Origin of the sequence: Conexibacter woesei Iso977N (genome assembly GCF_000424625.1) — a bacterium.
Classification (GTDB): Bacteria; Actinomycetota; Thermoleophilia; order Solirubrobacterales; family Solirubrobacteraceae; genus Baekduia; species Baekduia woesei_A.
Genome location: NZ_AUKG01000001.1, coordinates 480,773 through 506,701 on the forward strand (window position 1 = coordinate 480,773; position 25,929 = coordinate 506,701).

The 25,929-nt window shown below is 71.8% G+C and carries 28 protein-coding genes; 2 read left to right on the top strand and 26 right to left on the bottom strand.

What is annotated here, in order from left to right; all coding sequences use genetic code 11:
* Both H030_RS28630 and purM read left to right on the top strand, forming a co-directional pair.
* A complete protein-coding gene (locus H030_RS28630; protein ID WP_051221503.1) occupies positions 1-732 on the top strand; it encodes an undecaprenyl-diphosphate phosphatase in 732 nt (243 codons plus the stop codon).
* Positions 729-1,784, top strand: coding sequence for a phosphoribosylformylglycinamidine cyclo-ligase (gene purM / locus H030_RS0102310; protein WP_027004926.1), 1,056 nt, complete (start codon positions 729-731; stop codon positions 1,782-1,784). Before H030_RS28630 ends, purM begins: the two co-directional genes overlap by 4 nt.
* Here the strand turns inward: purM and H030_RS0102315 are convergent.
* From H030_RS0102315 to H030_RS0102440, 26 genes are all read right to left on the bottom strand, one after another.
* Complete coding sequence (locus H030_RS0102315; RefSeq protein WP_027004927.1) at positions 1,765-5,199, bottom strand: glycosyltransferase; 3,435 nt, start codon at positions 5,197-5,199, stop codon at positions 1,765-1,767. The two genes, purM and H030_RS0102315, sit on opposite strands and share 20 nt — an antisense overlap.
* Positions 5,183-5,851 carry a CHAP domain-containing protein gene (locus tag H030_RS36105; RefSeq protein ID WP_027004928.1) on the bottom strand — a complete coding sequence of 223 codons (669 nt, stop codon included), beginning with the start codon at positions 5,849-5,851 and terminating at the stop codon, positions 5,183-5,185. The genes H030_RS0102315 and H030_RS36105 overlap by 17 nt, the downstream gene beginning before the upstream one ends.
* A 124-nt stretch (positions 5,852-5,975) precedes the next feature.
* Positions 5,976-6,785, bottom strand: a complete 810-nt coding sequence (locus tag H030_RS0102325) for a flagellin (RefSeq protein WP_027004929.1) — start codon at positions 6,783-6,785, stop codon at positions 5,976-5,978.
* 163 nt (positions 6,786-6,948) lie between these two features.
* A complete protein-coding gene (locus H030_RS0102330) occupies positions 6,949-7,149 on the bottom strand; it encodes a hypothetical protein (RefSeq protein WP_027004930.1) in 201 nt (66 codons plus the stop codon).
* 16 nt (positions 7,150-7,165) lie between these two features.
* Positions 7,166-7,606 carry a hypothetical protein gene (locus H030_RS0102335; RefSeq protein WP_027004931.1) on the bottom strand — a complete coding sequence of 147 codons (441 nt, stop codon included), beginning with the start codon at positions 7,604-7,606 and terminating at the stop codon, positions 7,166-7,168.
* Positions 7,606-8,250 (bottom strand): flagellar brake protein, encoded by a 645-nt coding sequence (locus tag H030_RS0102340; RefSeq protein ID WP_027004932.1) that lies wholly within the window; start codon positions 8,248-8,250, stop codon positions 7,606-7,608. Before H030_RS0102340 ends, H030_RS0102335 begins: the two co-directional genes overlap by 1 nt.
* Before the next feature lie 8 nt (positions 8,251-8,258).
* A complete protein-coding gene (locus H030_RS0102345; protein WP_027004933.1) occupies positions 8,259-9,797 on the bottom strand; it encodes a hypothetical protein in 1,539 nt (512 codons plus the stop codon).
* Positions 9,797-11,854, bottom strand: coding sequence for a flagellar biosynthesis protein FlhA (flhA, locus tag H030_RS0102350; RefSeq protein ID WP_231398341.1), 2,058 nt, complete (start codon positions 11,852-11,854; stop codon positions 9,797-9,799). Before flhA ends, H030_RS0102345 begins: the two co-directional genes overlap by 1 nt.
* Before the next feature lie 24 nt (positions 11,855-11,878).
* Positions 11,879-12,943 carry a flagellar biosynthesis protein FlhB gene (gene flhB / locus H030_RS0102355; protein WP_027004935.1) on the bottom strand — a complete coding sequence of 355 codons (1,065 nt, stop codon included), beginning with the start codon at positions 12,941-12,943 and terminating at the stop codon, positions 11,879-11,881.
* Between the two features lie 13 nt (positions 12,944-12,956).
* Positions 12,957-13,760, bottom strand: a complete 804-nt coding sequence (locus H030_RS0102360; protein ID WP_027004936.1) for a flagellar biosynthetic protein FliR — start codon at positions 13,758-13,760, stop codon at positions 12,957-12,959.
* Positions 13,761-14,030 (bottom strand): flagellar biosynthesis protein FliQ, encoded by a 270-nt coding sequence (gene fliQ, locus H030_RS0102365; protein WP_027004937.1) that lies wholly within the window; start codon positions 14,028-14,030, stop codon positions 13,761-13,763.
* Positions 14,031-14,042: 12 nt separating this feature from the next.
* Positions 14,043-14,720, bottom strand: a complete 678-nt coding sequence (gene fliP, locus H030_RS0102370) for a flagellar type III secretion system pore protein FliP (protein ID WP_051221505.1) — start codon at positions 14,718-14,720, stop codon at positions 14,043-14,045.
* Positions 14,721-15,302: a FliO/MopB family protein gene (locus H030_RS0102375; protein WP_027004939.1), complete on the bottom strand. Its 582-nt coding sequence runs from the start codon at positions 15,300-15,302 to the stop codon at positions 14,721-14,723.
* A gap of 130 nt (positions 15,303-15,432) precedes the next feature.
* Positions 15,433-15,816 carry a flagellar motor switch protein FliN gene (gene fliN, locus H030_RS38110; protein ID WP_081690446.1) on the bottom strand — a complete coding sequence of 128 codons (384 nt, stop codon included), beginning with the start codon at positions 15,814-15,816 and terminating at the stop codon, positions 15,433-15,435.
* Positions 15,817-15,829: 13 nt separating this feature from the next.
* On the bottom strand, positions 15,830-16,288 hold the full coding sequence (locus tag H030_RS0102385; protein ID WP_027004940.1) for a flagellar basal body-associated FliL family protein: 459 nt from the start codon (positions 16,286-16,288) through the stop codon (positions 15,830-15,832).
* The gene (locus H030_RS0102390; RefSeq protein WP_027004941.1) at positions 16,285-17,223 is read right to left on the bottom strand and encodes a flagellar motor protein MotB; all 939 of its coding nucleotides are present in this window, start codon (positions 17,221-17,223) and stop codon (positions 16,285-16,287) included. Before H030_RS0102390 ends, H030_RS0102385 begins: the two co-directional genes overlap by 4 nt.
* 11 nt (positions 17,224-17,234) lie before the next feature.
* Entirely contained in the window at positions 17,235-18,056 is an 822-nt protein-coding gene (locus H030_RS0102395; protein ID WP_027004942.1) for a motility protein A, read from the bottom strand.
* Between the two features lie 58 nt (positions 18,057-18,114).
* The gene (locus tag H030_RS0102400) at positions 18,115-18,474 is read right to left on the bottom strand and encodes a response regulator (protein ID WP_027004943.1); all 360 of its coding nucleotides are present in this window, start codon (positions 18,472-18,474) and stop codon (positions 18,115-18,117) included.
* Positions 18,474-19,343 carry a FliM/FliN family flagellar motor switch protein gene (locus tag H030_RS0102405; protein WP_027004944.1) on the bottom strand — a complete coding sequence of 290 codons (870 nt, stop codon included), beginning with the start codon at positions 19,341-19,343 and terminating at the stop codon, positions 18,474-18,476. The genes H030_RS0102400 and H030_RS0102405 overlap by 1 nt, the downstream gene beginning before the upstream one ends.
* Positions 19,340-20,317: a flagellar motor switch protein FliM gene (locus H030_RS0102410; protein ID WP_027004945.1), complete on the bottom strand. Its 978-nt coding sequence runs from the start codon at positions 20,315-20,317 to the stop codon at positions 19,340-19,342. Before H030_RS0102410 ends, H030_RS0102405 begins: the two co-directional genes overlap by 4 nt.
* Positions 20,314-20,835 carry a chemotaxis protein CheD gene (locus tag H030_RS28645; RefSeq protein WP_051221507.1) on the bottom strand — a complete coding sequence of 174 codons (522 nt, stop codon included), beginning with the start codon at positions 20,833-20,835 and terminating at the stop codon, positions 20,314-20,316. Before H030_RS28645 ends, H030_RS0102410 begins: the two co-directional genes overlap by 4 nt.
* Positions 20,836-20,837: 2 nt before the next feature.
* Complete coding sequence (locus tag H030_RS0102420) at positions 20,838-21,422, bottom strand: chemotaxis protein CheC (RefSeq protein ID WP_027004946.1); 585 nt, start codon at positions 21,420-21,422, stop codon at positions 20,838-20,840.
* Positions 21,423-21,439: 17 nt separating this feature from the next.
* Entirely contained in the window at positions 21,440-23,473 is a 2,034-nt protein-coding gene (locus H030_RS0102425) for a chemotaxis protein CheA (protein WP_027004947.1), read from the bottom strand.
* Positions 23,473-24,297: a CheR family methyltransferase gene (locus H030_RS28650; protein WP_051221509.1), complete on the bottom strand. Its 825-nt coding sequence runs from the start codon at positions 24,295-24,297 to the stop codon at positions 23,473-23,475. Before H030_RS28650 ends, H030_RS0102425 begins: the two co-directional genes overlap by 1 nt.
* Positions 24,294-25,421: a chemotaxis-specific protein-glutamate methyltransferase CheB gene (cheB, locus tag H030_RS0102435; protein WP_027004948.1), complete on the bottom strand. Its 1,128-nt coding sequence runs from the start codon at positions 25,419-25,421 to the stop codon at positions 24,294-24,296. Before cheB ends, H030_RS28650 begins: the two co-directional genes overlap by 4 nt.
* Positions 25,422-25,439: 18 nt before the next feature.
* Positions 25,440-25,919 carry a chemotaxis protein CheW gene (locus H030_RS0102440; RefSeq protein ID WP_027004949.1) on the bottom strand — a complete coding sequence of 160 codons (480 nt, stop codon included), beginning with the start codon at positions 25,917-25,919 and terminating at the stop codon, positions 25,440-25,442.
* Positions 25,920-25,929: the final 10 nt, after the last annotated feature.

Consider the following 25,929-nt stretch of genomic DNA (forward strand, 5'->3'; position numbering starts at 1 on the left):
GTGGCGCTGGGCGCGCTGCACGGCCCGGCGGAGCTGGTGCCGGTCTCGTCGAGCGCGCACGTCGCGCTGATCCCGCAGCTGCTCGGATGGCCGAGCGCGGAGCTCGACGATGACGTCCGCAAGGCGTTCGAGGTCATGCTGCACGCGGGGACGCTCGGCGGGTTGTTGGTGCTGATCCCACGCCCGTCGCTCGCGTGGGCCGTCGTCGCCACGGCGCCCGCCGCGGTCCTCGGGTTCACGCTGGAGAAGCCGATCGAACGGCGCCTCGGCGGGACGCGGGCGACGGCGGCCGGGCTGCTGCTGGGCTCGGCGGTGCTGGTGACCGCCGACCGACATGGTGGAGAACGCCCCGCCGCCGACGCGACGCTCTTCGACGCGCTCTGGCTCGGCCTCGCGCAGGCGTGCGCGCTGTGGCCGGGCGTGTCACGCCTCGGGCTGACGGTGGCCGCCGCGCGGCTGCGCGGGTTCTCGCGCGAAGCGGCGTTCGACCTCGGGCGCCGCGCGGGCCTGCCGGTGATCGCCGGCGCCACCGGGCTGAAGGTCGTGCGGCTGGCCCAGCGCCCGCCTGCGCGCGAAGTCCGGACCGCGTTCGCCGCCGGGATGGCCGCAGCCTTGGTCTCGACGCTCGCGGCGGCGCCGCTGCGCCGCGCGACGTCGATCGCCGCACCCGCCGCCGAGCGCGTCGCGCTGGCCGCCGCCGCCCTGACGCGTCTGCGACGATCCCCAGCATGAGCGATGCTTACGCCGCCGCCGGCGTGGACACGGATCAGGCCGACGCGGGCGTCGGGGCGCTCGTCGCGGTCCTGAAGACGATCGAGACCGGCAGCCCGTCGCGCTCGGTCGTCCCGTCCGGCCACTACGCGTCGGTGCTGAAGGTCAGCGACGACCTCGGGATCGCGATCGCGACCGACGGCGTCGGCAGCAAGCTCGTCGTCGCCGAGGAGGCCGACCGGCTGGAGACCGTCGGGATCGACTGCGTCGCGATGAACGTCAACGACCTGATCTGCGTCGGCGCCGAGCCGATCGCCCTTGTTGATTACCTTGCGGTCGAGCAGGTCGACGCCGGGCGCCTGGCGCGCATCGGCCAGGGCCTGAAGGTCGGCGCCGAGGCCGCGGGCACCGAGGTGCCGGGCGGCGAGCTGGCCGTCCTGCCCGAGCTGATCCGCGGCCACCCGTCGCCGCACGGCTTCGACCTCTGCGCTACCGCGATCGGCACCGTCAGGTTGGACGACCTGGTCCTCGGCGACCGCATCGCCCCCGGCGACGCGCTGATCGGCGTGCCCTCGTCCGGGCTGCACTCCAACGGCTACACCCTGGCCCGCCGCGCGCTGCAGGTCGATGGCGGCCTGACGCTCGACGACACGCCGGAGGAGCTGGGCGGCGCGTCGGTCGCCGACGCGCTGCTGGAGCCGACGGTCATCTACGTCCGCGCGGTCCTGGAGTTGTTGAAGTCCTCGGTCGACGTCCGCGGCCTGGCCCACATCACCGGTGGCGGGTTGAACAACATCCTGCGCCTCGGCCGCGGCTACGAGATCAGCGACCCGCTGCCGAGCCCGCCGGTCTTCGACCTCGTCGCGCGCCTCGGCGACGTCCCCGTCGCCGAGATGTGGGAGGTCTTCAACATGGGCTGCGGCTTCATCGCGATCGTGCCGGAGGCCGACGCCGACGAGGCCGCGCGGATCCTCGCCTCGCACCACGAGGGCGCACGGCGGATCGGCACCGTGACCGACCGGGACGGGACCGTCACGGTCCCGGGTCTGGGGCTCACCTTCCCGTTGCGCTGACCGCGGGCGCGGTCGCCAGGAACGCGGCGATGGCGCCTGCGTCGGGCGCGACGACGGCGTTGCCGGCCGCGCGGGCGCGGCGGGCGTGGCCCTCGGAGGCGCCGTGCAGCGGCACGAACGCGTCGGTCGCCGCCGCCAGCGCGGCGTCGCGCCCGGGCGTGGCGTGCAGGAACCGCACCTCGATGTCGGCGCACGCGTCGAGATCGGCGCCGGCCGCGGCGGCCGCCGCGACGATGTGCCCCTCGACGCCGGCGGCATCGCCGTCCTGGCCGGGATCGGCGACGAGCACGAGGGTCGCGGGGGTGCCGCTCGGCGCGGCCTGCGCCCACGCGGCCAGCAGGTCGGCGAGCCGGTCGGTCCCGCGGTAGGCCGGGACCGCCAGCAGCCGCAGCCGATCGTCGTCGTCCTCCAGCCCGAGGTCGACGTCCGGCGTCCGGGCGATGCGCGCGGGGCGCTCGCTGAGCGCCTTCAGGCGCTCCGCGTAGCGGGCCGACACCGCGTCCCAGCCGAGCTGCGCGGCGGCGGCGCGGCCGGCGACACCGCGGCGCGCGCGCTCCTCAGCGGACGTCTCGGCGACCTCGCGCAGCAGGCGCGTCAGGTCGGCGGCGTCGGGCTCCAGCATCCAGCCGTCGCCGGCCAGCGCCATCCCGGAGATCTGACGGCCGGGGATCAGCGCGCGCTGCGAGGCGATCCGCCAGCCCGCCTCCGGCGGGCAGAACTCGTCGGTCGGACCGCCGCCGGTGAGCAGCACGGGGCGCCCGCAGGCCATCGCCTCCAGCACCGGCATCGCGAAGCCCTCGCCGCGATAGGGGTGCACGAGGACGTCACAGGCGCGGTAGAGCGCGGAGACCTCCGCATCGCTCAGCGTCTCGGTGAGGTGCACGACGCGCGGCCCGTCCGGATCGGCGGCCAGGCGCTGCAGCTCGGCCCGGTCGCCACCGCGGTAGACGCCCTCGGCGCCGAAGTCCTTGACGATCAGCGTGACGTCGTCGGCGCGCGTGAACGCCGCCTGCCAGGCACCGAGCAGGACGTCGATGCCCTTACGGCCGATCGCGCCGCCGACGAAGAGGAACCGGGTGCCGGGCGCGCGGTCGCCGAGGTCGTAGGCCGGGCCCTCGGGCGCGAAGGCGTCGAGGTCGACGCCGTTGGGCACGACCGCGACGCGATCGGCCTCCACGCCGGAGCTGACGTACATCTCGCGCACGTGCTCGGATGGCACCCACAGCTCGTCGACCACGGTGTTCAGCGGGCCGACCCACGCCTCGGGGACCGCGCCGAACTCCCAGGGCTGGATCAGCGCGAGGTGGCCCGAGGCGGGCGGCCGGAGGTCCGGCGGCCACTGGTGGCGCACCTCGACGTCGGCCGCGTGCGGCAGCGGCGAGGACGCGACCGGGCGATCGGTCGCCGCGGCGCGGACGGTCAGCTCGGGGTCGCCGGCCAGGCCGGCCACGACGCTGCGGTTGATGCGGGCCAGCGACGTCGGTGCGTCGTGCTCGCCGACCCACGACACCGCCAGCGGCGGCTCGTCGTGCACGCGCGACGGGCGTGCGCCGCCGTAGTAGGCCTCGAGCTCGTCGACGTAGGCCGCGAAGCCGCGCGGGGCGGCGATGTTGGATTGCAGGCGCTCCAGCAGCCCGGCCTCGCCGGCCAGGCGCTCCAGCGCGACGGTCAGCTGCGCCTGGTCGCCGCCGTCGAAGGCGAGGCCGTCGACCCCGTCCTCGATCGCGTCGGCCAGGCCGCCCATCCGCGGGGAGAGCAGCGGCACCCGCGCGGCGAGGCACTCGCCCGCGACCAGCGGGGCGCAGTCCCACCACAGCGACGGCAGGGCGGCCGCGTCGACGCGCGCCAGCAGGTCCGGCAGCTCGGTCGGCTCGAACTTCCCGTGCAGCTCGACCAGGCCGCGCCGGTCCAAGCGGCGCAGCTCGTGCGCCATGCGGTCCGGGATCTCGCCGTGGACGTGGACACGGATCTCGGCGGCGACCGCCTGCGCCGCGGCGACGAGCAGCTGCGCGCCCTTGTGCGGGTAGACGGAGCCGAAGAACCCGACATGTAGCACTTGGTCGTCGAGGCGGCCCGGCACGCGGTCGCGCCCGACGCGCTCCCACGCTTCGTCCTCGGCCGGCACGCACTGGCGCACGACGTCGAGCGCCGCGGCCGGGTAGCCCTGGTCGACCAGCGTGCGCCGCACCCCGTGCGAGACGGTCAGGCAGGCGCCGATCGCGCGCGAGAAGGCCTCGCGGATCCCGGCGAGCCGGGCCTGGTGGCCGCCGACGTCGTGGCTGCCGACGCACGCGGCGCAGTCGCCACCCGCGTCGCCGGGCCCGCCGCACAGGCTCTGATCGCCGCGCAGCAGGTACGCGCGCGGGCAGGCCAGCCAGTAGTTGTGGGTGGTGAAGTACGACGGGATCCCCCGCGCCGCGGCGGCGTCCAGCAGCGCGGCACCGAGGTTGTGCAGGTTGTGGAAGTGGATGACGTCGGGCCGCTCGCGATCGAGCAGGTCGGCGAACGCCGCCGTGATCGGCGGGTCGTCGAGCTCGCGCTCCGGCGCGCCGAGGTCGAGCAGGCCGTGCGCGCGGTTGTGCACGCCGACGAGGCGGACGCCGTCCTCCTCCCACTCGCGGATCGCGTAGGGGACGCCTGACGGGTCGGGCGCGACGGCGGCGTGGAAGACGACGACGTCCCAGCCGCGGCGGACGAGCTCCTTGGCGGCGAAGCGCGGGAGCATCGTCCCGCCACCGGAGTCGTTCCACCCGAAGGCGGTCATCACGAGCTTGCCCTTGTCGCGCCTGGGCGCGGGGGCCACGGGGAGCGCGGCGGCGCGGCGCTGCAGCTCGGAGGCCACGCGCGGCAGGGCCGGCGTGCGAGCCGCCGCGACGCCGGCCAGCAGCTCCAGCGCCCGGCGCCGGGCCGCGTCGGGATGCAGGATCGGCCAGTCGAGCTCCGGGACGAGGTCACGCAGCGTGACGTCGCCGCCGTCCAGCGCAGCCAGCAGCGCGGCGCCCTGACCGGCGGCGTCCTGGCCGGCGCGCGCGTCGGCCGCGGCGGAGGTGCGAACGACCGGCTCGCCCTCGACGTGGTGCACGGGCGCCACGGCGGCGGCGCGCAGGATGAAGTTGTAGGGGTCGTCCAGCGCGCTGCGCCCGAGCGCGTCGAGCACGTCGCGGCGGACCAGGAACGATCCGGCGGCCACGGCCCGCTCGCCACGCCAGGCCCGGCGGATCAGCGCGGGCCCGGTCGCACGTGCGCCCGCGCGGCGGCCGCGCTCGCGACCCTCGTCGTCGACCAGCAGCGCGTCGCCGTGGACGAGGCCGGCGCCGGGATGCGCGGCGGCCGCGGCGAGGAGCCGCTGAAGGCCGTCGGCGGTCCAGGCGTCGCCCGGCGCGAGGACGACGACCGGCTCAGCCGAGGCGGACAAAGCCCGTCGCCCCGTCGCCGGTGCTGTCGTGCACCCGCCGCGTGACCATGTTGGAGGAGTTGCCCTCGACCGTGTGGATCTTGCCGTCGGAGTCGACGGACTCGACCATGCCGACGTGCTCGCCGCCCCAGACGATCAGGTCGCCGGGCTGCGGCGCCTGGCCGGCGGCGGCGGGCGTGAAGCGCCCGGTGCGCTGCGCCCAGGACGACAGCGCCGAGACCGAGCCGAAGCCCTGCCCGGCCTCGCCGACCGGCGCGCCGGCCTGCTTGGCGGCCCAGGAGACGAAGTACGCGCACCACGGGCCGATCCCGCTGCCGGCGGTGGCCGTGCGGTACTCGGCGATCCGCGGCGAGTCGTTGGAGCCGGGCGGCTGCTCGGTCTGGCCGATCTCGCCCTCGGCGACCTGCAGGGCGCGCTGGCCCGCGGTCTGCCCGGTCGTGTCCGTCGCGGTTGCCGCGCCGGACACGCCTGAGCTGAAGCTGGTGCCGGTCGCTGCGGTGCCCGAGGCACCGGTGACGCCGGCGGATGATGTTGCGTCCTGCAGCGTGGAGGCGAACGCGGTCGACGACGTGCCCGTCGTCGAAGGTTCGGTCTGCGGCAGCAGTCCCTGCTGCAGCTGGGTGATCCGCGCCATCACGGTCTCCACGCTCATTCCCCACAGTTGTCGGCGGGCTTCGCGTGTTCTTCAACGGCGTCCGTCAGCTCCCGAACGAAAGCGGGGCGGCCTGGTGGCCGCCCCGCTTGTCGCCGGAGATCCGACGAAAGGTGCTTCAGTCCTAGCCGAGGAGGCGCAAGACGCTCTGCGGGGCCTGGTTGGCCTGGCTGAGCATCGCGGTGCCTGCCTGGGACAGGATCTGGTTCTTCGTGAGCGAGACCATCTCGTCCGCCATGTCCACGTCGCGGATCCGCGACTCCGCCGAGGTCAGGTTCTCCTGGTAGGAGGCCGCGACCGACAGCGAGTGGTCCAGGCGGTTCTGCACGGCACCGAACGTCGCGCGAGCGGTCGAGACGGCGGTGATCGCCGTGTCGATCTCGGAGATGTCGGTGGTGCCGCTGGTGGACAGCGACGCGTACGACGAGCCGACGGTCGTCGACAGGTTGACCAGGTCGACCGAGATCTGCTGGCCGTCGTTGGCGCCCACCTGGAACGAGACCGTCGAGGTGCTGCCGTCGAGCAGGTTGATGCCGTTGAAGGACGCCGAGGAACCGATGCGGGTGATCTCGGACGCCAGCTGGTTCACCTCGTTCTGGATCGACGTGCGGGCGTTGTTGTCGAGCGAGCCGTTCTTGTACTGGACGGCGAGCTCACGGACGCGCTGCAGCATGCTGTGCACCTCGTCGAGGTTGCCCTCGGCGGTCTGCACCATCGACTGGCCGTCCTGGATGTTCTTCTGGGCCTGCCCCAGACCACGGATCTGCGACCGCATGGACTCGGAGATGCCGAGGCCGGCCGCGTCGTCCGACGCCGAGTTGATGCGGTAGCCCGAGCTGAGGCGCTGCATCGACTTGGAAATGGAAGCCGAGGTCTTGGACAGCGAGTTGTAGCTGTTCATCGCCTCGACGTTGTGCGTGATGCGAAGGGACATTCGTCGATCTCCTTGATGACGTTTGTGTTGGGGTCCCGGAGCGACTCCATGTCGCTCCTTCCTACGGTGCAAGCCACCGGGATATGTGCGGCGCTAGACCGGTGATCGGCGGCCCATAACCCCCGCTTGAGGGGTGTCCAGTGTCCGATGGACGCCTGTCGGTCTAGACGCGGACGTCGATGTGCGGCAGCCCGTCGTCGGGCGGCGGCGGGAGGTCCGGAACGACCGGCGGGCGCCGCTTGCGGCGCCCGTCAGGCTGCTCTCGCTGCTTGTCGGTCGAGCTCTCGACGCGCCGCACACCGGAGATGGACTCGGGCACGGCGGCGCGCCGTGGACCGACCGGGTTGATGGGGTCCAACGGCACGGCTCAGCCTCGCTTCCTAGCCCTGAGGTATCGGCGTGGGGACCGCCGGCTGCCCGGCGGCCTGCTGGGCGGCCGCCGCGGCGGCCTCTGCTTCGGCGATCTGGCGCTCGCGCTCGGCGGCCTGCGCTTCGGCCATCGCGATGAGCTTGGTCCGGAGCTGCTCGAGCTCGGCCAGCGCGAGGTGGCGCCAGACGGTCTGGGCGATCGCCCAGGCGACGACGTAGCCGACGACGCCGGCGACGCAGGCGCGCTCGATCGCGTCCGGCCACGGCAGCGCGGCGCTGCCGCGGGAGATCTTGAGGACGAGCGCGAAGGCGATCAGCCCGCCCCAGCCCTTGGCGATGCCGATGTGGCGGCGCGCCTTCGGGTGGGCCGACAGGCGGATGCCGTCGCCCGTGGGCAGCGCGGCGGCGGCGTCGGCCGGAGTCATGACCTCGGTGGGGACGTCGGCGGCCATCAGGCGATCCTCCGGCGCTGCTCGCGGGACATCTCGAAGGCGAGGTGCTGCATGCGGATGCACTCCGGCTCGGCGATCTCGGTGAACTGCAGGCCGACGCGGTCGCCGGTCTCCAGGCGGACGACGCGGCCGAAGCCGGTGACCGGCACGCTGCCGTCGCCCAGATCGAGCGAGAACTGCAGCAGCTCGCCCGGGTGCGGGCAGTGCATGCCCTTCACGAGCATGCCGCCGCCGGACAGGTCGATCGCGTGGGCGTGCGTGGTCACACCATCCGCATCGGCGCCGATCGGCGTCAACGTGAGGGCCAGGTCCACCGTCGCACGCACGTACTCGCGGCGGCGCAGGAGCTGCGGGCTGCCGCGGTGGGCGAAGCGCACGGTCTCCTTGCTCGCGTAGTCGCTGCCGTAGCCGCGCCCGTTGCCGCGGCGGTGCTGGGGCACGTCGAGGCGGCCGTGCATGCGGGCGACGCCGTCGTCGTTGATGAACTCGATCGTCAGCGCGGAGCGCTCGAGGATCGGCTGCGGCGTGTTGGGCTGCTCGATCAGCGCGAGGTCGTAGAACCCGGGGCCCTCCGTGGTGACGCGCACGAGCACCTGCTCGGTCTGCGGGACCGACAGCAGCAGCTCGTCGCCGACGGAGGGCATCAACCGGCTCATGGCACGAGGTCCCGCGCGAGCTCGGTCGCGTTGGCCGGCTTGAGCCCCGCCTCGACCGCCTGGCCGCGGGCCAGGTAGGAGAGCGGGAGGCCGGAGTCGATCGCCAGGCCGATGACGGTCCCGAGCATCTCCGTCTCGTCGGTGTGCGTCAGGACCAGCGCGCCGACGCCCAGCTCGCGCACGCCGGAGACGAGCTCCTGCGCGGCGGCGGGGCCGATCGTCGCCGGGACCGCGAGGTGCAGCTCGTCGGGCGCGAGCGAGTCCAGCTCGGTCCCGAGCGCGCGCAGCTCGCCGGTGGAGCGCGGGCTGACGCCCGGCGTGTCGACGATCACGAGGCCGGTGGAGCGCAGCTCCGCCAGCAGGCCGGCGCCCTCCGCGCCGGACTCGATCGCGTGCAGGGCGACGCCGTACGGCGCCAGCAGGCGGCGCAGCTCCGCGCCGCCGTCGGGCGAGCGCAGGGCGACGACGGTGACGGCCAGGACGCCATGGCGCGCGTGCGCGGCCGCGAGGCGCGCGACGCAGCGGGTCTTGCCGGCGCCGCCGGGCCCGACGAAGCCGACGACGCCGGGGCCGCGGCGCAGCGGATGCATCGGGATCCGGCGCGCGAGCGCGTCGGTGACGAGGTCCTTGGGGTCGCTGGCGGGCAGCAGCGGCGCGAGGCCCGCGATCGCCTCGTCGGCGATCGCCTCGGCCAGGCCCTGGCGCAGGCCGCGGGCGACGAGCCGCTCGGCGGCGACGATCGCCGCGGGCGGCAGGCCGTGGACCGGCGCGGGCGCCGGTGAGATGACGGCCGCGACCGGCTCGGCGAGGGCGATCGGCTCGGGCTCGGGCTCGGGAACGACGGGCTCGGGCTCCGGCTCGGGGACGACCGGCGGATCCCACGCGGCGGCGGGCTCCTCGGCGATCGCCTCGGGCGCCACGCCCAGGTAGTCGAACATCCCGGTGGGCTGCTCCTCGGCGACGGGCTCCTCCGGAGCGACGACCTCGTCGTCATCCTCCTCGTCGCCGTAGATCTCCTCCCACTCGTCGTCGTCGAGCACTTCGGGCTCGCGCTCCAGCTCGGGCTCCGGCGCGACGGGCGCGGGCGCGGGCTCCGGCTCAGCAGCGACGGGCTCCGGCTCGGGCTCGGCGGCGGGCGCCAGCCCGGCGTTGAACAGCGCCGCGAGGTTCTGGGACGCCGCGGGCGGCGGCGTCGGGAAGAGGTCGTCGACGGTCACGTCGGCGCTGCCGGGCAGCGCGTCGATCTCGGGCGACGTGGCCGGTCGCGCGCGCTCCTGCGCGTCGGCGAGCTGCTGGGCGAACGCCGCGGCGACGCCCGGCTCCTCGGGCATCTGCGGCGGGACGAACGCAGCACCCGGACGCACCTCGACCTCGATCTCGCGCTTGGCGAAGAACCCGCCGACGCCGCCGCTGGTCGTCTCGCGCCGCGACACGATGACCGCGTCGTCGCCCAGCTCCTGCCGGATGCGCGGGACCAGCTCCTCCAGCGAGCGTCCGCGATAGGTGTAGGTGTTGTCCTGGTGCTCTGGTGCCATCAGGCGGTCACGACTCCGATGGTCTCAACGCCGATGCCCGGCGCGATCTCGTTGTAGGCGCAGACCGAGAGCTGGGGCAGCGCCTGCTCGCACAGCCGCCGCAAGTGGCGACGCACGCGAGAGGAGCAGATCAGCACCGGCCGCCGGCCGCGCGTGACGGCCTGCTCGACATGGTTCGACAACTGGTGCACCAAAGCCTGCGCGCGGTTGGGATCCATCGCGAGGTACTCGCCGTCGGGCGTCTGGGCGATCGCGTCCGACACCTCCTGCTCCAGGCCCGGGTCGAGCGTGATCGCGCGCAGCGTGCGCTCCGCGTCGAGGTACGGGGAGACGATCGTGCGGCCCAGCGCCTGGCGGGCGTACTCGGCCAGCAGCTCCGGGTCGCGCGTGACGCGCGCACGGTCGCCCGCGGCCTCGACGACCGCGCCGAGGTCGCGGATCGAGACGCCCTCGCGCAAGAGCGCTTGCAGGACGCGCTGCAGCTCGCCGACCGACAGCAGGTCGGGGACGACCTCCTCGACGACGGCCGAGTTGTGCTCCTTGAGGCTGTCCAGCAGCGTGCGCACGTCCTGACGGGTGAGCAGGTCCGCGGTGTGCCGGCGGATCGTCTCGGTCAGGTGGGTGACGACGACCGACTCCGCGTCGACCACGGTGTACCCGAGCGCCTCGGCCTCCGCGCGCTGGGCGTCCGTGATCCAGACCGCGGCCATGCCGTAGGCCGGGTCCTGGGTCGGGATGCCGTCGAGGTGGCCGAACGCGTCGCCCGGGTCGAGCGCCAGCTGGTGGCCGGCCATGATCTGGCCGCGCGCGACCTCGGTGCCGCGCACCTTGACCGAGTACTCGTGGCTCTGGAGCCCGACCTCGTCGTGGATCCGGACCGACGGGATGATCGTGCCGACCTCGGCCGCGATCTGGCGGCGCACGGCGGACACGCGCTGCAGCAGCGAGCCGCCGGCGGAGCCGTCGACCAGCGGGACCAGGCCGAAGCCGATGCACAGCTCGAGCGGGTCGAGGTTGAGCGCGTCCTGGACCTGGTCGCGCGGCGAGGCGGCCGGCGCGGGCAGCGCGGCGGCGTCGGCGGCGGTGGTCGCGGCCAGGAGCTCCTCGGCGGCCGCCGTCCTCTGCAGGCGCCGGCCGGCGTAGATGAACAGGCCGCCGATGATCAGGAACGGGATCTTCGGCAGGCCCGGGATCAGCGCGAAGAAGCAGATGACGACGCCCGCGACCATCGGGGCGCGCTTCTGCTTGGAGATCTGGCCGACGACCTGGTTGCCGAGGTCGCGCTCGTCGCCCGAGCGGGTGACGATGATGCCGGTGGCGACCGAGATCAGCAGCGCCGGGATCTGCGCGCAGAGGCCGTCACCGACGCTCAGCAGCGAGAAGTGGTGGATGGCGTCGCTGAACGAGAGGTGCTGCATCAGCACACCGACGACGATGCCGCCGATGAGGTTGATCATCGTGATGACCACGCCGGCCATCGCGTCGCCCTTGACGAACTTCGAGGCACCGTCCATCGCGCCGTAGAAGTCCGCCTCCTGCGAGATCTCCTTGCGGCGCCTGCGCGCCTCCTCCTCGGTGATCTGCCCGGCGTTGAGGTCGGCGTCGATCGCCATCTGCTTGCCCGGCATGGCGTCCAACGTGAAGCGCGCGCCGACCTCGGCCACGCGGCCGGCACCGGCCGTGACGACCATGAACTGGATGACCACGAGGATCAGGAAGATCACGAGGCCGACGACGATGTTGCCGCCGATGACGAACTCGCCGAACGCCTTGACGACGCCGCCCGCGTCGCCGTGCAGCAGGATCAGGCGGGTGACCGAGATGTTGATGGCCAACCGGAACATCGTCGTGATCAGCAGCAGCGACGGGAAGACCGAGAAGTCGATCGCCTTCTCCACGTAGAGCGTCGTGATGACGATCGCCAGCCCGCAGCTGATGTTCAGCGTGATCATCAGGTCCAGCAGCATCGGCGGCAGCGGGACGATCAACATCACGACGACAAGCACGACCACGCCGGCGGCGATCAAGTCGGTGTACTTGCCCATCTTCTGCATCATGTTGGTCATGCTCTACGGGTTCCTCTAGGCGAGACGGCGACGGCCGGCCACGCGGTAGACGTAGGCGAGGATCTGGGCCACGGCGTGGAACAGGTCCTCGGGGATCATCTGGCCGACTTCGACCGTGTCATGCAGCGAGCGCGCCAGCGGGGGGTCCGGAACGATCGGCACTTCCGCATCGGCGGCGATCTCGCGGATCTTGAGCGCCATCAGGTCCTGGCCCTTTGCGATGACCGTGGGGGCCGCGGACCTGCCGTCGTACTTGAGCGCGACGGAGAAGTGGGTGGGGTTGGTGACGATGACGTCCGCGGTCGGGACGTCGGCCATCATGCGGGCGCGGGCCTGGTCGCGCTGGCGGCGGCGGATCGCGCCCTTGACCTCGGCGGGGAGGTCCTGGCCCTTGCTCTCGTCCTTGACCTCCTGCTTGCTCATCTTGAGCCCGGTCTCGTGATGGCGGCGCTGGTAGATGTAGTCGATGACGCCGATCAGCAGGTAGGCCAAGGTCGCGCGGATCGCGATCCCCCTGACCAGCGAGGCGATCGAGCTGCCGAGCTGCAGCGGCGAGACGCCGACCATCGCGGCGTACTCGGTCAGGTGCGGCAGCAGCGCGGTCAGCACCGCGACGGTGATGACCGTGACCTTCGCGAGGTTCTTGATCAGCTCGACGAGGCCTTCCCTGCCGACGATCCGCTTGATCCCGCTCTTCGGGCTCAGCCGCCTGAAGTTGGGCTTCAGCGCCTTGGTCTTGGGCCGGACGCCGACCTGCAGGAGGTTGACGACGATCGCGGTCACCGCGCAGACGCCGACGACCGGCGCCAGGCACAGCAGGACGTTCTTGCCGTTGGTGATCAGCAGGGCGCCGATCGTGCCCCTGGTGACCGGGTCGTGGTGGCCGCCGGCCAGCAGCGAGGTCGAGAGGCCGGAGGCGAGGCGGTCGACCATCGAGTGGCCGGTGATGCCGATCGTGAAGAGGGCGGCGAGCAGCGTCACGGCGCCGGAGAGGTCGGTGGACTTCGCGACCTGGCCGGTCCTGCGCGCCTCCTCACGGCGCTTGGGTGTTGCTGCTTCTGTCTTGTCGGGATCGGCCATCGCTGCTCACCCCCTAGCCGAGCCTGATGCTCTGGAGGGCGGTGCCGACGTCGGTCTGTAGCTCGGTGCCGAGCCAGTTGGCGACGAACGGCATCGAGGCCCCGACCAGCAGCAGCCCGAGGATCACCTTGGCGGGGACCGCGACCTGGAAGGCGTTCAGCGTCGGGACGACGCGGGTGACCATGCCGAAGGCGGCATCGGTGAGGATCAGCGCGATCAGCACCGGGCCGGCGACCTCGAACGCGCTCGTGAAGACCTGGGTGAACGCGTGCGACGCGCCCGCCACGATGTGGCTCATCGACGGGTACTGCGCGAGCCCGACGACGTCGTAGGTGCGCGCGAGGCCCTTGATGACCCACGCGTCGCCGCCGATCGCGATGAAGACCATCAGGCCGATCATCGAGTAGGCGGTGCTGAGGATCGCCGACTGGTTGCCGTTGACCGGGTCGACGAGCGACCCGTAGGAGAAGCCGATCGTCGTGTCCAGGAACGAGCCCGCGACGGCCAGCGCCGCGAAGGTCGCGGCCAGCGCGTAGGCGAACGCGCCGCCGACCAGCAGCTCCTTGGCGATCAGCGTGAAGATCGAGGCGACGTCGGTCGGCAGCGACGTGTCGGCGCCGACGACCGGCGACAGGCCGATGGCCAGGCCGACCGCGACGACGCTGCGCACGCGCGCCGGGACCATCTTGGAGGAGAACAGCGGGGCCAGCAGGAACAGCGGCGAGATCCGGCTCAACACCAGGAAGAACGCAAGCACGTGCTGCTCGCCGAACTGGTCGAGCAGGACCTGCGCCGAGTTGTTGAGCTGCGGGCCCACCTACCCGACCATGTTCGGGATCGACGTCCACAGCTCGGCCGTGTAGGACATCAGCTGGTTGAGCATCCACGGGCCGCCGATGACGAGCACCGCCGCCATCGCCAGGACCTTCGGGATGAACGACAGCGTCTGCTCCTGGATGGAGGTGACGGCCTGGACGATCGAGATCAGCACGCCGACGACGAGGCCGACGCCGAGCAGCGGGATCGAGAGCTTCAGCGCCAGGCTCATGGCCTGCGTGGCCAGCTGGACGACGGTATCCGTGGTCATGATCGATCAGCCTCAGTGGAAGCTCTGGACGAGCGAGCGGAGGATCAAGTCCCAGCCGTCGACGAGGACGAAGAGCAGGATCTTGAAGGGCAGGCTGATGAACGCCGGTGGCAGCATCATCATGCCCATGGACATGAGGGTGGAGCTCACCACCAGGTCGATCACCAGGAACGGCAGGAAGATCAGGAAGCCGATCTGGAACGCGGTCTTGAGCTCCGAGATGATGAACGCGGGGATCAGGACGTAGGTCGGGACGTCGGCGCGCGTCTTGGGGCGCTTCTCGTGCGAGAGGTTCACGAACAGCGCGAGGTCCTTGGTCCGCGTCTGCTTGAACATGAACTCGCGCAGCGGCTTCTGCCCGCGGTCCAGCGCCTCGGTCTGCGTGATCTGGTGCCTGCTCAGCGGATCGATCGCGGTCGTCTTGATCTGCTTGAACGTCGGCATCATCACGAACGCCGTGAGGAACAGCGCGATGCCGACCAGGACCTGGTTCGGCGGCGCCGTCGGCGTGCCGAGGCCGGTCCGGATGAAGCCCAGGACGACCAGGATGCGCGTGAAGCCGGTGACGCAGAAGAGCAGGGCCGGGACGAGCGTGACCGCGCCGACGAGGATCAGCATCGAGACGGCGTTGTTGCCGTCGGTGCTCAGCGGCGACGCGGCCTGCGTGGCGGCGGTGATCGCGGAGAGCATCTAGCGGGCCGTCCGCGCGCGCAGGGTGTCGATGGCGCCGACGAGCAGGAACTTGGCCTTGCCGCCCGCCGTGGTCGGGACCTCGCGGGCCTCGCCCTCGATCAGGTCGCCGACGGTCAGCTGCGGCTGCTCGATCAGGCCGAGGCCCAGGGCCTCGTCCTCGGTGTAGGTGCGGATCGGCGTGATGCCGTGCTCGGCGGCGCCGACGAGCACGAGCTCGCGGCCGGCGCGGATCAGGTGCACCGAGCGGTTGGGGCCGAGCGGCAGCGACGCTTCCGTGGTCAGGCCCGTGCCCGACGCGGTGACGCCGTCGCTGGACGACGACCTCTTCATCTGACGCAGGACCCAGGTCAGGCCGTAGATGACGGCGACCACGACGGCCAGGCCGATGAAGGTGCGAGCCAGGCTGCCGCCTGAGCCGCCGACATGCGCGGCCTGCGCCGAGGAGTCGGACGGGAGGCTGAGCGGCGTGTTCTCGCCGAGGTCCTTGCCGGTGCCGGCCGCGAAGACCGCAGCAGGCGCCAGGAGGACGCAGAGGTATGCGGCCGCGCACGCGGCCGTGAGGAGACGAAGTGGCTTCACTGGAGGGACTCGGTAGGTCGGGAGGGACGACCAGCCAGTCCTTAGATCGGCCTGTGCGTAGCGGACTTGAGGGCGGTGTCTGGACGACCGTTCGACTGGTTCGCAGCCGAACGGTGGTCCTCATGCCCGATCAGCCCGCTGGGAGCTCGGCGGGCGGGAAGTCGCCCGCCCCGAGGGCTTCCGGCTGGAAGTCCTCCACGGCCTGCGGCGCGGCCTTGACGGCGCCGTTGACCTCGGTGATGCGCAGCCCGAACTGCTCGTCGATGACGACGACCTCGCCGCGGGCGATCGGGCGGCCGTTGACCAGCAGGTCGACGGGCTTGTCGGCGAGGCGGTCGAGCGTGACCACCGAGCCCTGGCCGAGCGACATCGTCTCGCCCAGCGACATGCGGGTGCGGCCGACCTCGACCGTCAGCTCGACGGTCACCTCGGTCAGGCGCGTGAGGTCCGCGTCGCCGGCGATGGCGCCTTCGGCGCCCGCGTCGGGGAGCGGCGTGAACTCGACGTCGGTCATCGTCCAGATCTCCTTACTGCACCGCGAGGTCCGTCAGCATGACGTCCTCGACCTTGATGTCGGTCTCCTTCTGCAGCCGCCGCAGGATCAGCTTCTGCAGCCTGGCCCGCTGCTTCTCGTGCACGAGGTGCGACGAGGGCTCGTCGGTGATCGTGTCGGTGATGATCGCGCGGGCGACGGCCTCCTGCGGGAGCGTGCCGTAGCCGGTCGGCGGGGTCCCCGCCTCCTTCTCGCCGGACGCCTTCATCGCGGCCTTGACGGCCTCGGCGAGGTAGCCCTCCTTGAGGACCAGCGCGGCGTCGAGCTTGGCGAACTTGCCACCCGACAGGTTGATCAGGAAGTCCTTGGGCATGATGTACACCTCGCCCGCGACCCTGGGCTTGGGCACGACCGGCTTGGGGGCCAGGACGAACTTGTAGACGCCGCCGGCGACGAGCAGCAGCACGGGGATCAGGATCTTGATGTTCTTCATGGGGACGAGCTCGGGGCGAAGTTCGGCTTGATGGACGGGATCTTGGAAGACGAGGTGTCGGACGTCGCCGAGCTGGAGCTGGCGTTGGCGGCCGTCACCGAGGTGATGCGGGGCACGAGGATCTCGACGCGCCGGTTCAGCGAGCGTCCGCTGTCGGTCGCGTTGGACGCGATCGGGGCGTACTCGCCGCGACCGGCGGCGGTCATCCTCACCGGCGAGATGCCGTCGTGCGTGAAGGTGCGGAAGATCGACTCGGCGCGCGCCGAGGACAGCGACAGGTTGTCCTCGAACTGGCCGGAGTGGATCGGCTGGTCGTCGGTGTTGCCCGACACGATCAGCTGGTGGCTCTGCGCCGTGGTGTGGAGCAGGTCGGCCACGTCCTTGAGCAGCGGCAGCGACTGGGGCGTCGGCGTCGCCGACCCGGACGAGAACAGCAGCTTGTCGGTCAGCAGGCGGATCAGCAGGCCCTGGTCGGTGACCGAGACCTTGACCTTGCCGCTGATGCCCCTGGCCGCGGCGACGTGGTCGAGCCTCTGCTTGAGCTGCTTGAAGGCCTGCTCCTCGGCGTTGCCCGCCGCCTTGGCGGCGGCCGCGGCCGTGGCGGCCTTGTTCTTGGCCACCGCCTGGTCCTTGGGCGAGCCGACGTAGGGCTGCAGGCTCGACTCCTTCGGGGACTGCGAAGGCGTCTTGATGTTCTCGACGCCGCCGCCCTCCTTGATCGACTGGCCGCCCGGCAGGATCTTGCCCGAGAAGGCGTCCTGCAGCGAGTGCTGGAGCGACTCCAGCTTGGACTTGTTGACCGAGGAGATCGAGAACAGCACCATGAAGAGCGCGACGAGCAGCGTCATCAGGTCGGCGTACGTCACCAGCCAGCGCTCGTCGGGATGCTCCCCGTGGTCGCCGCCACGTTTGCCCCTCTTGCCGTGCCCGCTCATAGACCGAGCCCTTACGCCGCCTGCGCCGCGCCGCCGTCGACGGCCCTGAGGTCGGCCTTGGCGTCGCCGCCCTCGACCGCGTCGCGCTCGGCGGGGGAGAGGTAGCTGAGCAGCTTCTGCTGCACCATGCGCGGGTTGTCGCCCGCCTGGATGGCCAGGATGCCCTCGAGCACCAGCGTGCGCTCGTCGACCTCCTTCTGGCTCATCATCTGCAGCGAGTAGCAGACCGGCAGGTAGACGACGTTCGCCGAGCCGACGCCGTACAGCGTCGCGATGAACGCGCCGGAGATCGCCGGCCCGAGGGTCTCGGGTGCGCTCAGGTTGGAGAGCACGTGCACGAGCGAGACGACGGTGCCGAGCACGCCGATCGTCGGCGCGATGCCGCCGGCCTTCTCGAAGACCGAGAAGCCCAGCTTGTGGCGCGCGGCCATCGCGTCGATGTCGGCGTCGAGGATCTCGCGCAGGAGGTCCGGATCGGTGCCGTCCACGATGAGCCCCATGCCCTTGCGCATGAACGGCTCGTCGATGGCCTCGATCTCCTCCTCCAGCGCGAGCAGGCCGTCCTTGCGGGCCCGCTCGGCGAAGCCCACAAGCGTCTTGACGCGTTCGCCCAGATCGGGCTGCTCGCCAAGGATGGCCTTCATGTACAACTTGGGGATCGCCATGAACCGCTTCATGCCGACGCCGCCGAAGACCGCGCCCGCCGTGCCGCCGAGCACCAGGATCAACGCATTGGGGTTGATGAGCGCCGGGGGAGCGACGCCCTCCAAGATCCCCGCGATGATGATGCAGCCGGCGGCGAGTCCAATTCCGATAGCGGTAGCGGCCTTCATGATCTCCCCTTTGGTCGGCCGCTAATGCGTGTGCTGAAGCGCGATGTTGGCGCTGGGACTAGCCCAGGGCCTTCTCGATCGCGGACAGGACGCGCTCGGCCTGGAAGGGCTTCACGACGAAGTCCTTCGCGCCCAACTTGATCGACTCCAGGACCTTGGACTCCTGGCCCAGGGCCGAGCACATGACGACCTTCGCGCCGGGGTCGACGGCGATGATCTCCTTCAGGGCGGCCAGGCCGTCCTTCTCCGGCATGGTGATGTCCAGCGTCATGACGTCGGGGCGCAGCTCCTGGAACCGCGCCACCGCCTCGGCGCCGTTGGCGGCTTCGCCAACGATCTCGTGGCCGCCGCCGCTCAGGGCGTCGGTGACCATCTTCCGCATGAACGCGGCGTCATCAACGACGAGCACGCGAGCCATCAGACTGCAACCTCCGTGGGGGTGATTTCAGGGGTAGGTGGTGAAGAGTTGGAAACGCCGAGGATCGACTCGACGCGGACGGCGAGCCCGCCGTCCTCGGTGACCATCAGCCGGCCGGTCGCGAAGCGCATGCCGTCGGCGTAGAGGTCGATCGGGGCCTCGACCTCGCGGTCGAGCTCGACGACCGCGCCGGCGGGCAACGCCACGATCCGGCCCGAGGGCATCCTCGTGCGCCCGAGCTCGGCCCAGACGCGGACGGCGATGTCCCGCAGGGCGTCGCCGAGCGGCGCGTCGTCGTGGCTCTCGGTCATCTCGTCCAGCGCGCGCGTCATGCGCACGATGAACGCGTTGGGCACCAGCTGCACGAGCAGGCACGGTGCGCCGCAGAACGTGAACGTCACCGCGGTGGCGTGGCCAGGATGCTCCCAGCCCTCGCCGCCCGAGTCGGACGAGTCGAGCTGGCGGACGTCCGGCGGGGCGATCTCGACCTCTTCGTCGAGGACCTTCGACGTGGCCATGGCAGCGGCCGACATCATCTGGTTCATCGCCTCGCCGACCGCGCTGAACTCCAGCTCGGACAGCTCGCCGCCGGCCTCGACCTCGTTGGGGTCCATCCCCATCATGGCCGCGGCCAGCCGGCGCGCGCCCTCGATGCCGATGACCATCACGTTGCCGCCGGTCACGCCGTCGACGTAGGACACGTCGGCGGCGATCGCCGGGAACATCGCGTCGGCGAACGGGTTCTCCTCCGGCGGGACGACCCGCACGGTGCCCGGCGCGACGCCGGTCGGGGAGAACATCTGCAGGACGCCCTGGACCGCCTCCGAGGTGGAGGCGCCCAGGCGCAGAAGGGCTTGCTCGGCGTTCACGGCTCGATCTCCACGGGTCCGGTGATCTGCACGGCGCGGTGCTTGCCGCTGCGACCGCCACGCGCGTGGTGCACGGGCGTGCGGTCGGCGAAGAGGGTGATGTCGGTGTCCGCGTTGGCGTCGAGGCGGATGACGTCGCCGGGCTGCAGGCGCAGGATCTCGTCGAGCGTCAGGTGCGTGTCGGCGACCTCGGCGCGCATCGAGACCTCGACGCGCGACAGGCCCTCGTTGACGGCTGCGGCGGTGGCCTCGTCCCTGACCTTGACCTCCTCGTCGCGGCGCGAGAACGCACCGGCGACGGGGGCGATCGCGGCGTAGGGGATCAGCAGCGTCATCGTCGAGGACAGGCCGTCCAGGCGCGCCTCGAGCGTCAGCGCGAGCGTCGGCTCCGAGCCGGCGGCGACCTGCACGGTCTCCGTCTGCGTGTCGACCATCGCGATGTTCAGCGTCATCTCGGAGACGTCGAACCAGACCGACGACAGCGCGTCGACGACGGTCGCGAACATCCGCTGCACGACCATCAGGTCGATGTCGGTCAGATCGCGGTCCTTGGACGCGGTCTCCGCCCGCCCGCCGAGCATGCGCTCCAGGGCGATCAGGACGACCGGCAGCTCCGCCGACAGCAGCATGCGGCCGTCGTGCGGGGCGGTGTCGATCTGGATGTGGACGGAGTGGTCCGGGACCTGCGCGAACGCGTTGGCCCAGGTGAACTGCCCGACGTCGATGACCTCCATCTCGATCGCCGTGCGGTGCTCGGCGACGAGGCGGGTGCTGGCACGCTCGGTGAACGTGTCCATGGCGCGGCGGATCCGCCGCTCCTGGTCGGTCGTGAACTTCGTCGGGCGGGTGAAGTCGACGGTGCGCAGCCAGCGGGCACGGCGGCCCTGGCGCTCCTCCGACTCCATCGGCATGTTGCCCTCGCTCGCCCGAGCGAAGAGCTTCTCGATCTCGTTGGCGTCGAGGAAGCCGCTCATGCGATCAGGGCTGCCTTGCGGTTGGCCACGGTGCCGCCGCCGAGCAGCTGCGTCTCGGTGCCGCCGGCCTCGCGGACGGTGATGGTGATCTCGGAGCCCAGGCTGACGCGCACCGTGCGGCCCTTGGAGCCGCCGGTCTCGGAGGCGCGCACCGGGATGCGCTCCTTCTCGAGCAGGCGCGTGACCGCGGCCGCGTTGCGCTGGCCGATGTCCTGGCCGCTGCCCCCGAACGAGAACATCGCGGCGCCGCCGACGAGGCAGGCCTCGAGGCGGGTGCGCGACGCGCCGTGGGCGAGCGCGAGGTCGATCAGCGCCGGGACCGCGAGGTCGGCGAACTTGTGGGGTTGCGGCGGGTCCGACTGCGTGGACTCGGGCAGCATGACGTGCGCCAGCGCGGCCACGCCCTTGCTGCGGTCGACGAGCGTGAGCCCGATGCACGAGCCCAGGCCGATGCACGCCAGCACGTCTCCGGTGGCATTCGAGGCTGACGCCTCGCCCATGCGGACGACGGTCTCCATGGCTAGAGGCCGAGCCGCCCCAGCAGCTCCTTGATCCCGCCGTGGTTGGGCAGGAGCAGGAAGGACAGGGTGCACTCCTCTTCCTCGACGAGGAGGTTGGAGTCGAGGATCAGCGCCTCGTCGACGTCGTCGCCGCGGCCGATCAGGACCGTCGACAGGATCGAGGCGAGCATGTCCTCGACGACCTGCGGCGGCTGGGGCTCCATCTCCATGCCGACCATCTGGGCGAGCGCGTTGATGTAGTTGGTGCCGAGGATGTTGCCGACCTCGCCGAGCATCGAGTAGCCGTCGGGCGTCGAGGGCTCGATGCCGTAGATGCCGGTCAGCTTCTTGGCGTCCTCCTCGGGGAAGAGGAGGACGACGATCGCGTCGAAGTCGCCGACCATCGGCACGACCACGCCGTAGCGGAGCTCGTCGGGGGCGCCGGCGATCGCGACCGCCTCGTCGAGCGGCAGGGCGGCGGCGGTGGGGACGTTGATGTCCACCGACTTGCCCAGCATCGCGCCGAGCGCGGTACCGGCGTTGCCGGATCCGATGTTGGCCAGCTCGCGCAGGGCGTCGAGCTGCATCTCAGAGAACGTGGTCATGGCTTCCTGGGTGATCGTCAGACGGCGGCGGGGACCGGAGCGGTGCGCTCGGCCGCGGACAACGCCGGGTGGGTGTTCAGGGTCAGTGCGTCGCAGTCCGCCAGCAGCACGATGTCGCCGTTGGACAAGACCGCCGCACCCGAGACCGCCGCTTCCTGGGCGACGTTCGGCGGGAGCGGGCGGGTGACCAGCTCACGCTGGCCGATCAGCTTGGAGACCGAGAGGGCGATCGAGCCCTCCTGGCCCCGCACGATCACCACATGCGAGTCCGGGGTGTCGTCGCCACCGTTGCCGGCGGCGCCACCGAACACGTCGACCGCGCGCCGCAGGGGCAAGGCCTCGTCCTTGAGGACGAGCATCTTGCGCCCGGCGACCGAGCGGACGGGGTTGTCGTCGAGGCGCATGGTGCGCTCGACACGCTGCAGCGGGATGCCGAACGGCTTCTCGCCGGCCTCCACCAACAGCGCGGACATGATCGCGAGCGTCAACGGCAGGCGGATCTCGTTGACGGTGCCCTCGCCCTGAACCGAGGTGACCGTCACCTCCCCGCCCAGCTCGCGGATCTTCTCTCGCACCGCGTCCATCCCGACGCCGCGGCCCGACAGGGCCCCGACCTCGGCTGCGGTGCTGAAGCCGGGTGCGAACAGCAGCTCGATGGCCGCCCGCATGTCGATCAGCTGGGCCTGGTCACGGGTGATCAGGCCACGCTCGACGGCGACCGCGGCGACCTTCGTCGGGTTGATGCCGTGACCGTCGTCCTTGACCGTGATGCTGATGCTGCCGCCGGCGTGGCGGGCGGCGATCGTCAGCTTGCCGGTCGGGTTCTTGCCCGCGGCGATGCGGTCCTCGGGGGACTCCAGGCCGTGGTCGAGCGAGTTGCGGATCAGGTGGACGAGCGGGTCGCCGATCGCGTCGACGACCGTGCGGTCCAGCTCGGTCTCCTTGCCGACGAGGTCCAGCTCGACCTGCTTGTCGAGCTTGGAGGCGACGTCGCGGACCAGGCGCGGGAAGCGCATGAAGACGGCCTCGATCGGGATCATGCGGATCTGCATGACCATCGCCTGGAGGGCGTGCGAGGAGCGGGTCAGCTCCTGCATCGCCTGGCTCAGGCCCGGGACGTCGGCCTCGGCGGACAGCGCCTCGACGTGCGTGCGCTGGACGACGAGCTCACCCATGAGGTGCATGAGCTGGTCGAGGCGCTCGGCGTCGACGCGGACGGTCTGGTGCTGGGCGCCCTTCTTGTGGGCGGCCGGCGCGGCACCGGCGGCCGGCGTGGCGGCGGGAACGGCAGCGCCGTCCTCGTCGACCGCGGCCAGCGGCGCGGACTCCTCGACGTGCTCGACGACGTGCTCGGCGACGCGGGCGTCGCCGACGTCGGGGACCTGGCGGATCGCGGCCGCGACGGCCTCGACCTCGTGGTCGGTGGCCAGCAGGATCTCGATGATGCGGCCGTCGAAGCCGTCGACCTCGCCCTCGGCGGGCGTCGAGCGCAGGACGTCGCCCAGCTCGGCGGCGGCGTTCAGCGCCTGGAAGGCGCGGACGGCCGGCATCTGCGCGTCCTCGGCGAGGACCGCGTGGATCTCCAGGACCGTGCGCCCGTCGCCGACCTCGGCCAGCTTGACCGGGGTCGCGACGACCTCGGGCTCGGGCTCGACGGCCTCCGGGTCGTCCTTGTCGCGGACCAGCGACTGCAGGCGCTCCAGCAGCTGCGCCGGGTCCAGCTCCTCGGAGCCGTCGGAGTCGATCGAGTCCACGGCGCCGCTCAGGGCGTCGAGGCAGGCCAGCAGGACGTCGACGACCTCGCGGGACAGCTCGCCGCCGCGCTGGCGCAGCAGCTCCAGCACGTCCTCCATCTTGTGCGTCAGGGTCGCCATGCCCTCGAAGCCCATGGTCGCGGCCATGCCCTTCAGGGAGTGGGCGATGCGGAAGATCGCGTCGACCGTCTCACGATCGTCGGGCGCCTCCTCGAGGCGCACGACGGCCAGGTTGAGCTCCTGGAGGTTCTCCCGGCACTCGGCCAGGAACATGGGGAGGTACTCGGAGGTGTCCATCAGATCTTCCGGTAGACGAAGGGGGACTCGGGCTCGAGGCCGTGGCCGGCGGGGTCCGAGACGCGCTCGGTGGCCCCGACGACGAGGCGGCCGCCCTCACGGAGGCTCGCGGCGAGCCGGCCGTGGAGTGCGTCGCGCACGTCCTCGTTGAAGTAGATGACGGTGTTGCGGCAGAGGACCAGGTCGTAGGACGCGGCCGGCGGGTTGACGCGCAGCAGGTCGCCCTGCTCGAAGCGCACGACCTTCTTCAGCTCCGGCGCGGCGTGCCACCGGCCGTCGACCATCTCGAAGTGCGAGGCCAGCGTCGCCGTGGGGGCGTCGCGGGCGTCCTCGCCGCTGAACACGCCGCTGCGGGCGCGCTCGACCATGCGGGCGTCGATGTCGGTGCCGAGGATCGAGACCTGGGCGCGCGGGATCGCCTTGCGGGCGATCGCGGCCAAGGTGTAGGCCTCGGCGCCGTACGAGCTGCCGGCGCTCCAGCAGCGGACGCGGTTCCTGCCGGTCTCGGCGAGGTCCGGGAGGATCTTGGCCTCCAGCGTCTCCCACTGCTCCGGGTTGCGCCAGAGCTGCGAGACGTTGATCGTCACGCGGTCCAGGAACTTGTTGAGCTCGGCCTTGTCGGCGTTGAGCTTCTGGCAGTAGGTCAGCAGGTCGACGCCGCCGCCGCGCGTGGCGACGAACGAGCGGATCCGGCGCTCCATCTGGCCGCGCTTGTACTGCAGCAGGTCGATCCCGCACACGCGGCGGAACGCGACGCAGAACTGCTCGTACTCGTCGGAGGCGCCGGCGCGGGCCGGCGAAGTGGTGGGGGTGAACGTGCTCATGCTCCGACCTCCGCCCGGATCGCGTCCGCGAGCTGGTGCAGGGGGACGACCTCGTCGGCGAGCTGCGCTTCGACGATCGCGCGCGGCATGCCGTAGACGGTGCAGGTGGACTCGGCCTCGGCGAGGATCCGGCCGCCGCGGGCGCGCACTTCCTTGGCGCCCTCCAGGCCGTCCTTGCCCATGCCGGTCATGACGACGAGCAGCAGGCGCTCGCCGAAGAGCTTCGCGGCGTCGGCGATCGTCAGGTCCGCGCGCGGGCGCAGGCCGCCGATGGCAGCCTCGTCGGTGAGGCGGGCCGAGCCGTTGTCGGCCAGGCGCAGGTGCGAGCCGCCGGGCGCGAGGATCAGCGTGTCGGGCCGCAGGGCCTCGCCGCCGCCGGCCTCGACGACGTTGAGCTTGGAGCTGCGGTCCAGGCGCTGGGCCAGCGAGGCGGTGAAGCCCGCGGGCATGTGCTGGACGATCATGCCGCCGGCGCCCAGGGGCGACGGCAGGTGGGGGATCAGCTCGGCCAGGGCGCGAGGGCCACCGGTCGAGGTCGCGATCAGGACCACCTTCTTGCTGCCGGCCACCGACGGCGACGCCGAGCGGCGGGCCCGCAGGCGGGCGACGGCGGTGTCGCCGTTGGTCGGCGTGACCGCGGCGGCACGCGCGGACTCGGTTCCCGCCCGCCCCGGCGCCGGCAGCGTCGTGACCGTGGCGGACGGCTTGTTCGAGCTCGCCGCTGCCGTGACCTTCTCCCGCAGGGCGCTGACGAACGTCTCCAGCGGCTCGCCGAAGGCGGGCTTGGCGACGAGGTCGAACGCACCCTCGGCGAGGGCGTCGACCGCCCGGGCGCCGTGGGCCGGCGAGAACGCCGAGACCACGACGACGGGCAGCGACGAGCGCTCACCGCGCAGCGCGCGGAGGACGCCGATCCCGTCCATGCCGGGCATGGCGAGGTCGAGCGTCATGGCGTCGGGGCGCAGCTCTCGGTAGAGCTTGAGCGCCTCGTCTCCGTCTCCGGCCTCCCCGACGACCTCGAACCCCGCGTCACGGAGCGCCTGCGTGAGCAGGCGCCGCATGAACGTGGAGTCGTCGGCGACGAGGATGCGGGACGGCTTGGCGGTGCGGGCGGCGGCGAGCACGATTGCGGTTCCTACGGCCTAGGCGGCGACACGGAGGTCGTCGACCTCCGGGGCGTCGGCAGAGGCGACGATGTCGGCGGCGGCGCCGACGATCCCCTCGGGATCGAGCAGGACGACGAGGCGGTCGCCGATCTTGGCGATGCCGTCGATGCCACGACCACCAGCGGTGGGGGCCTCGTCCAGCTGCTCGCCGTCGATCGTGATGACTTCCTCGACGTCGTCGACGACGACGCCGGCCATGTCCTCGGCGGTCTCGACGATCACGATCTTGGCCTCGCTGACGTCGGCGTGCTCGACGCCGAGCCGGGTGGCCAGGTCGTAGACCGGCAGGATCTTGCCGCGCAGGGAGATCACACCGCGGACCGACGGGTCCGACGAGGCCACGGATCGCGGTTCGGTGAACCGGATGATCTCGTGGACCTGGGTGATGGGAAGCGCGTACTCCTCCTCGCCAAGCGAGAAGACCACGAGCTGGCGCGAGAGGGTCTCTTCAGGCATTGCTTACTCC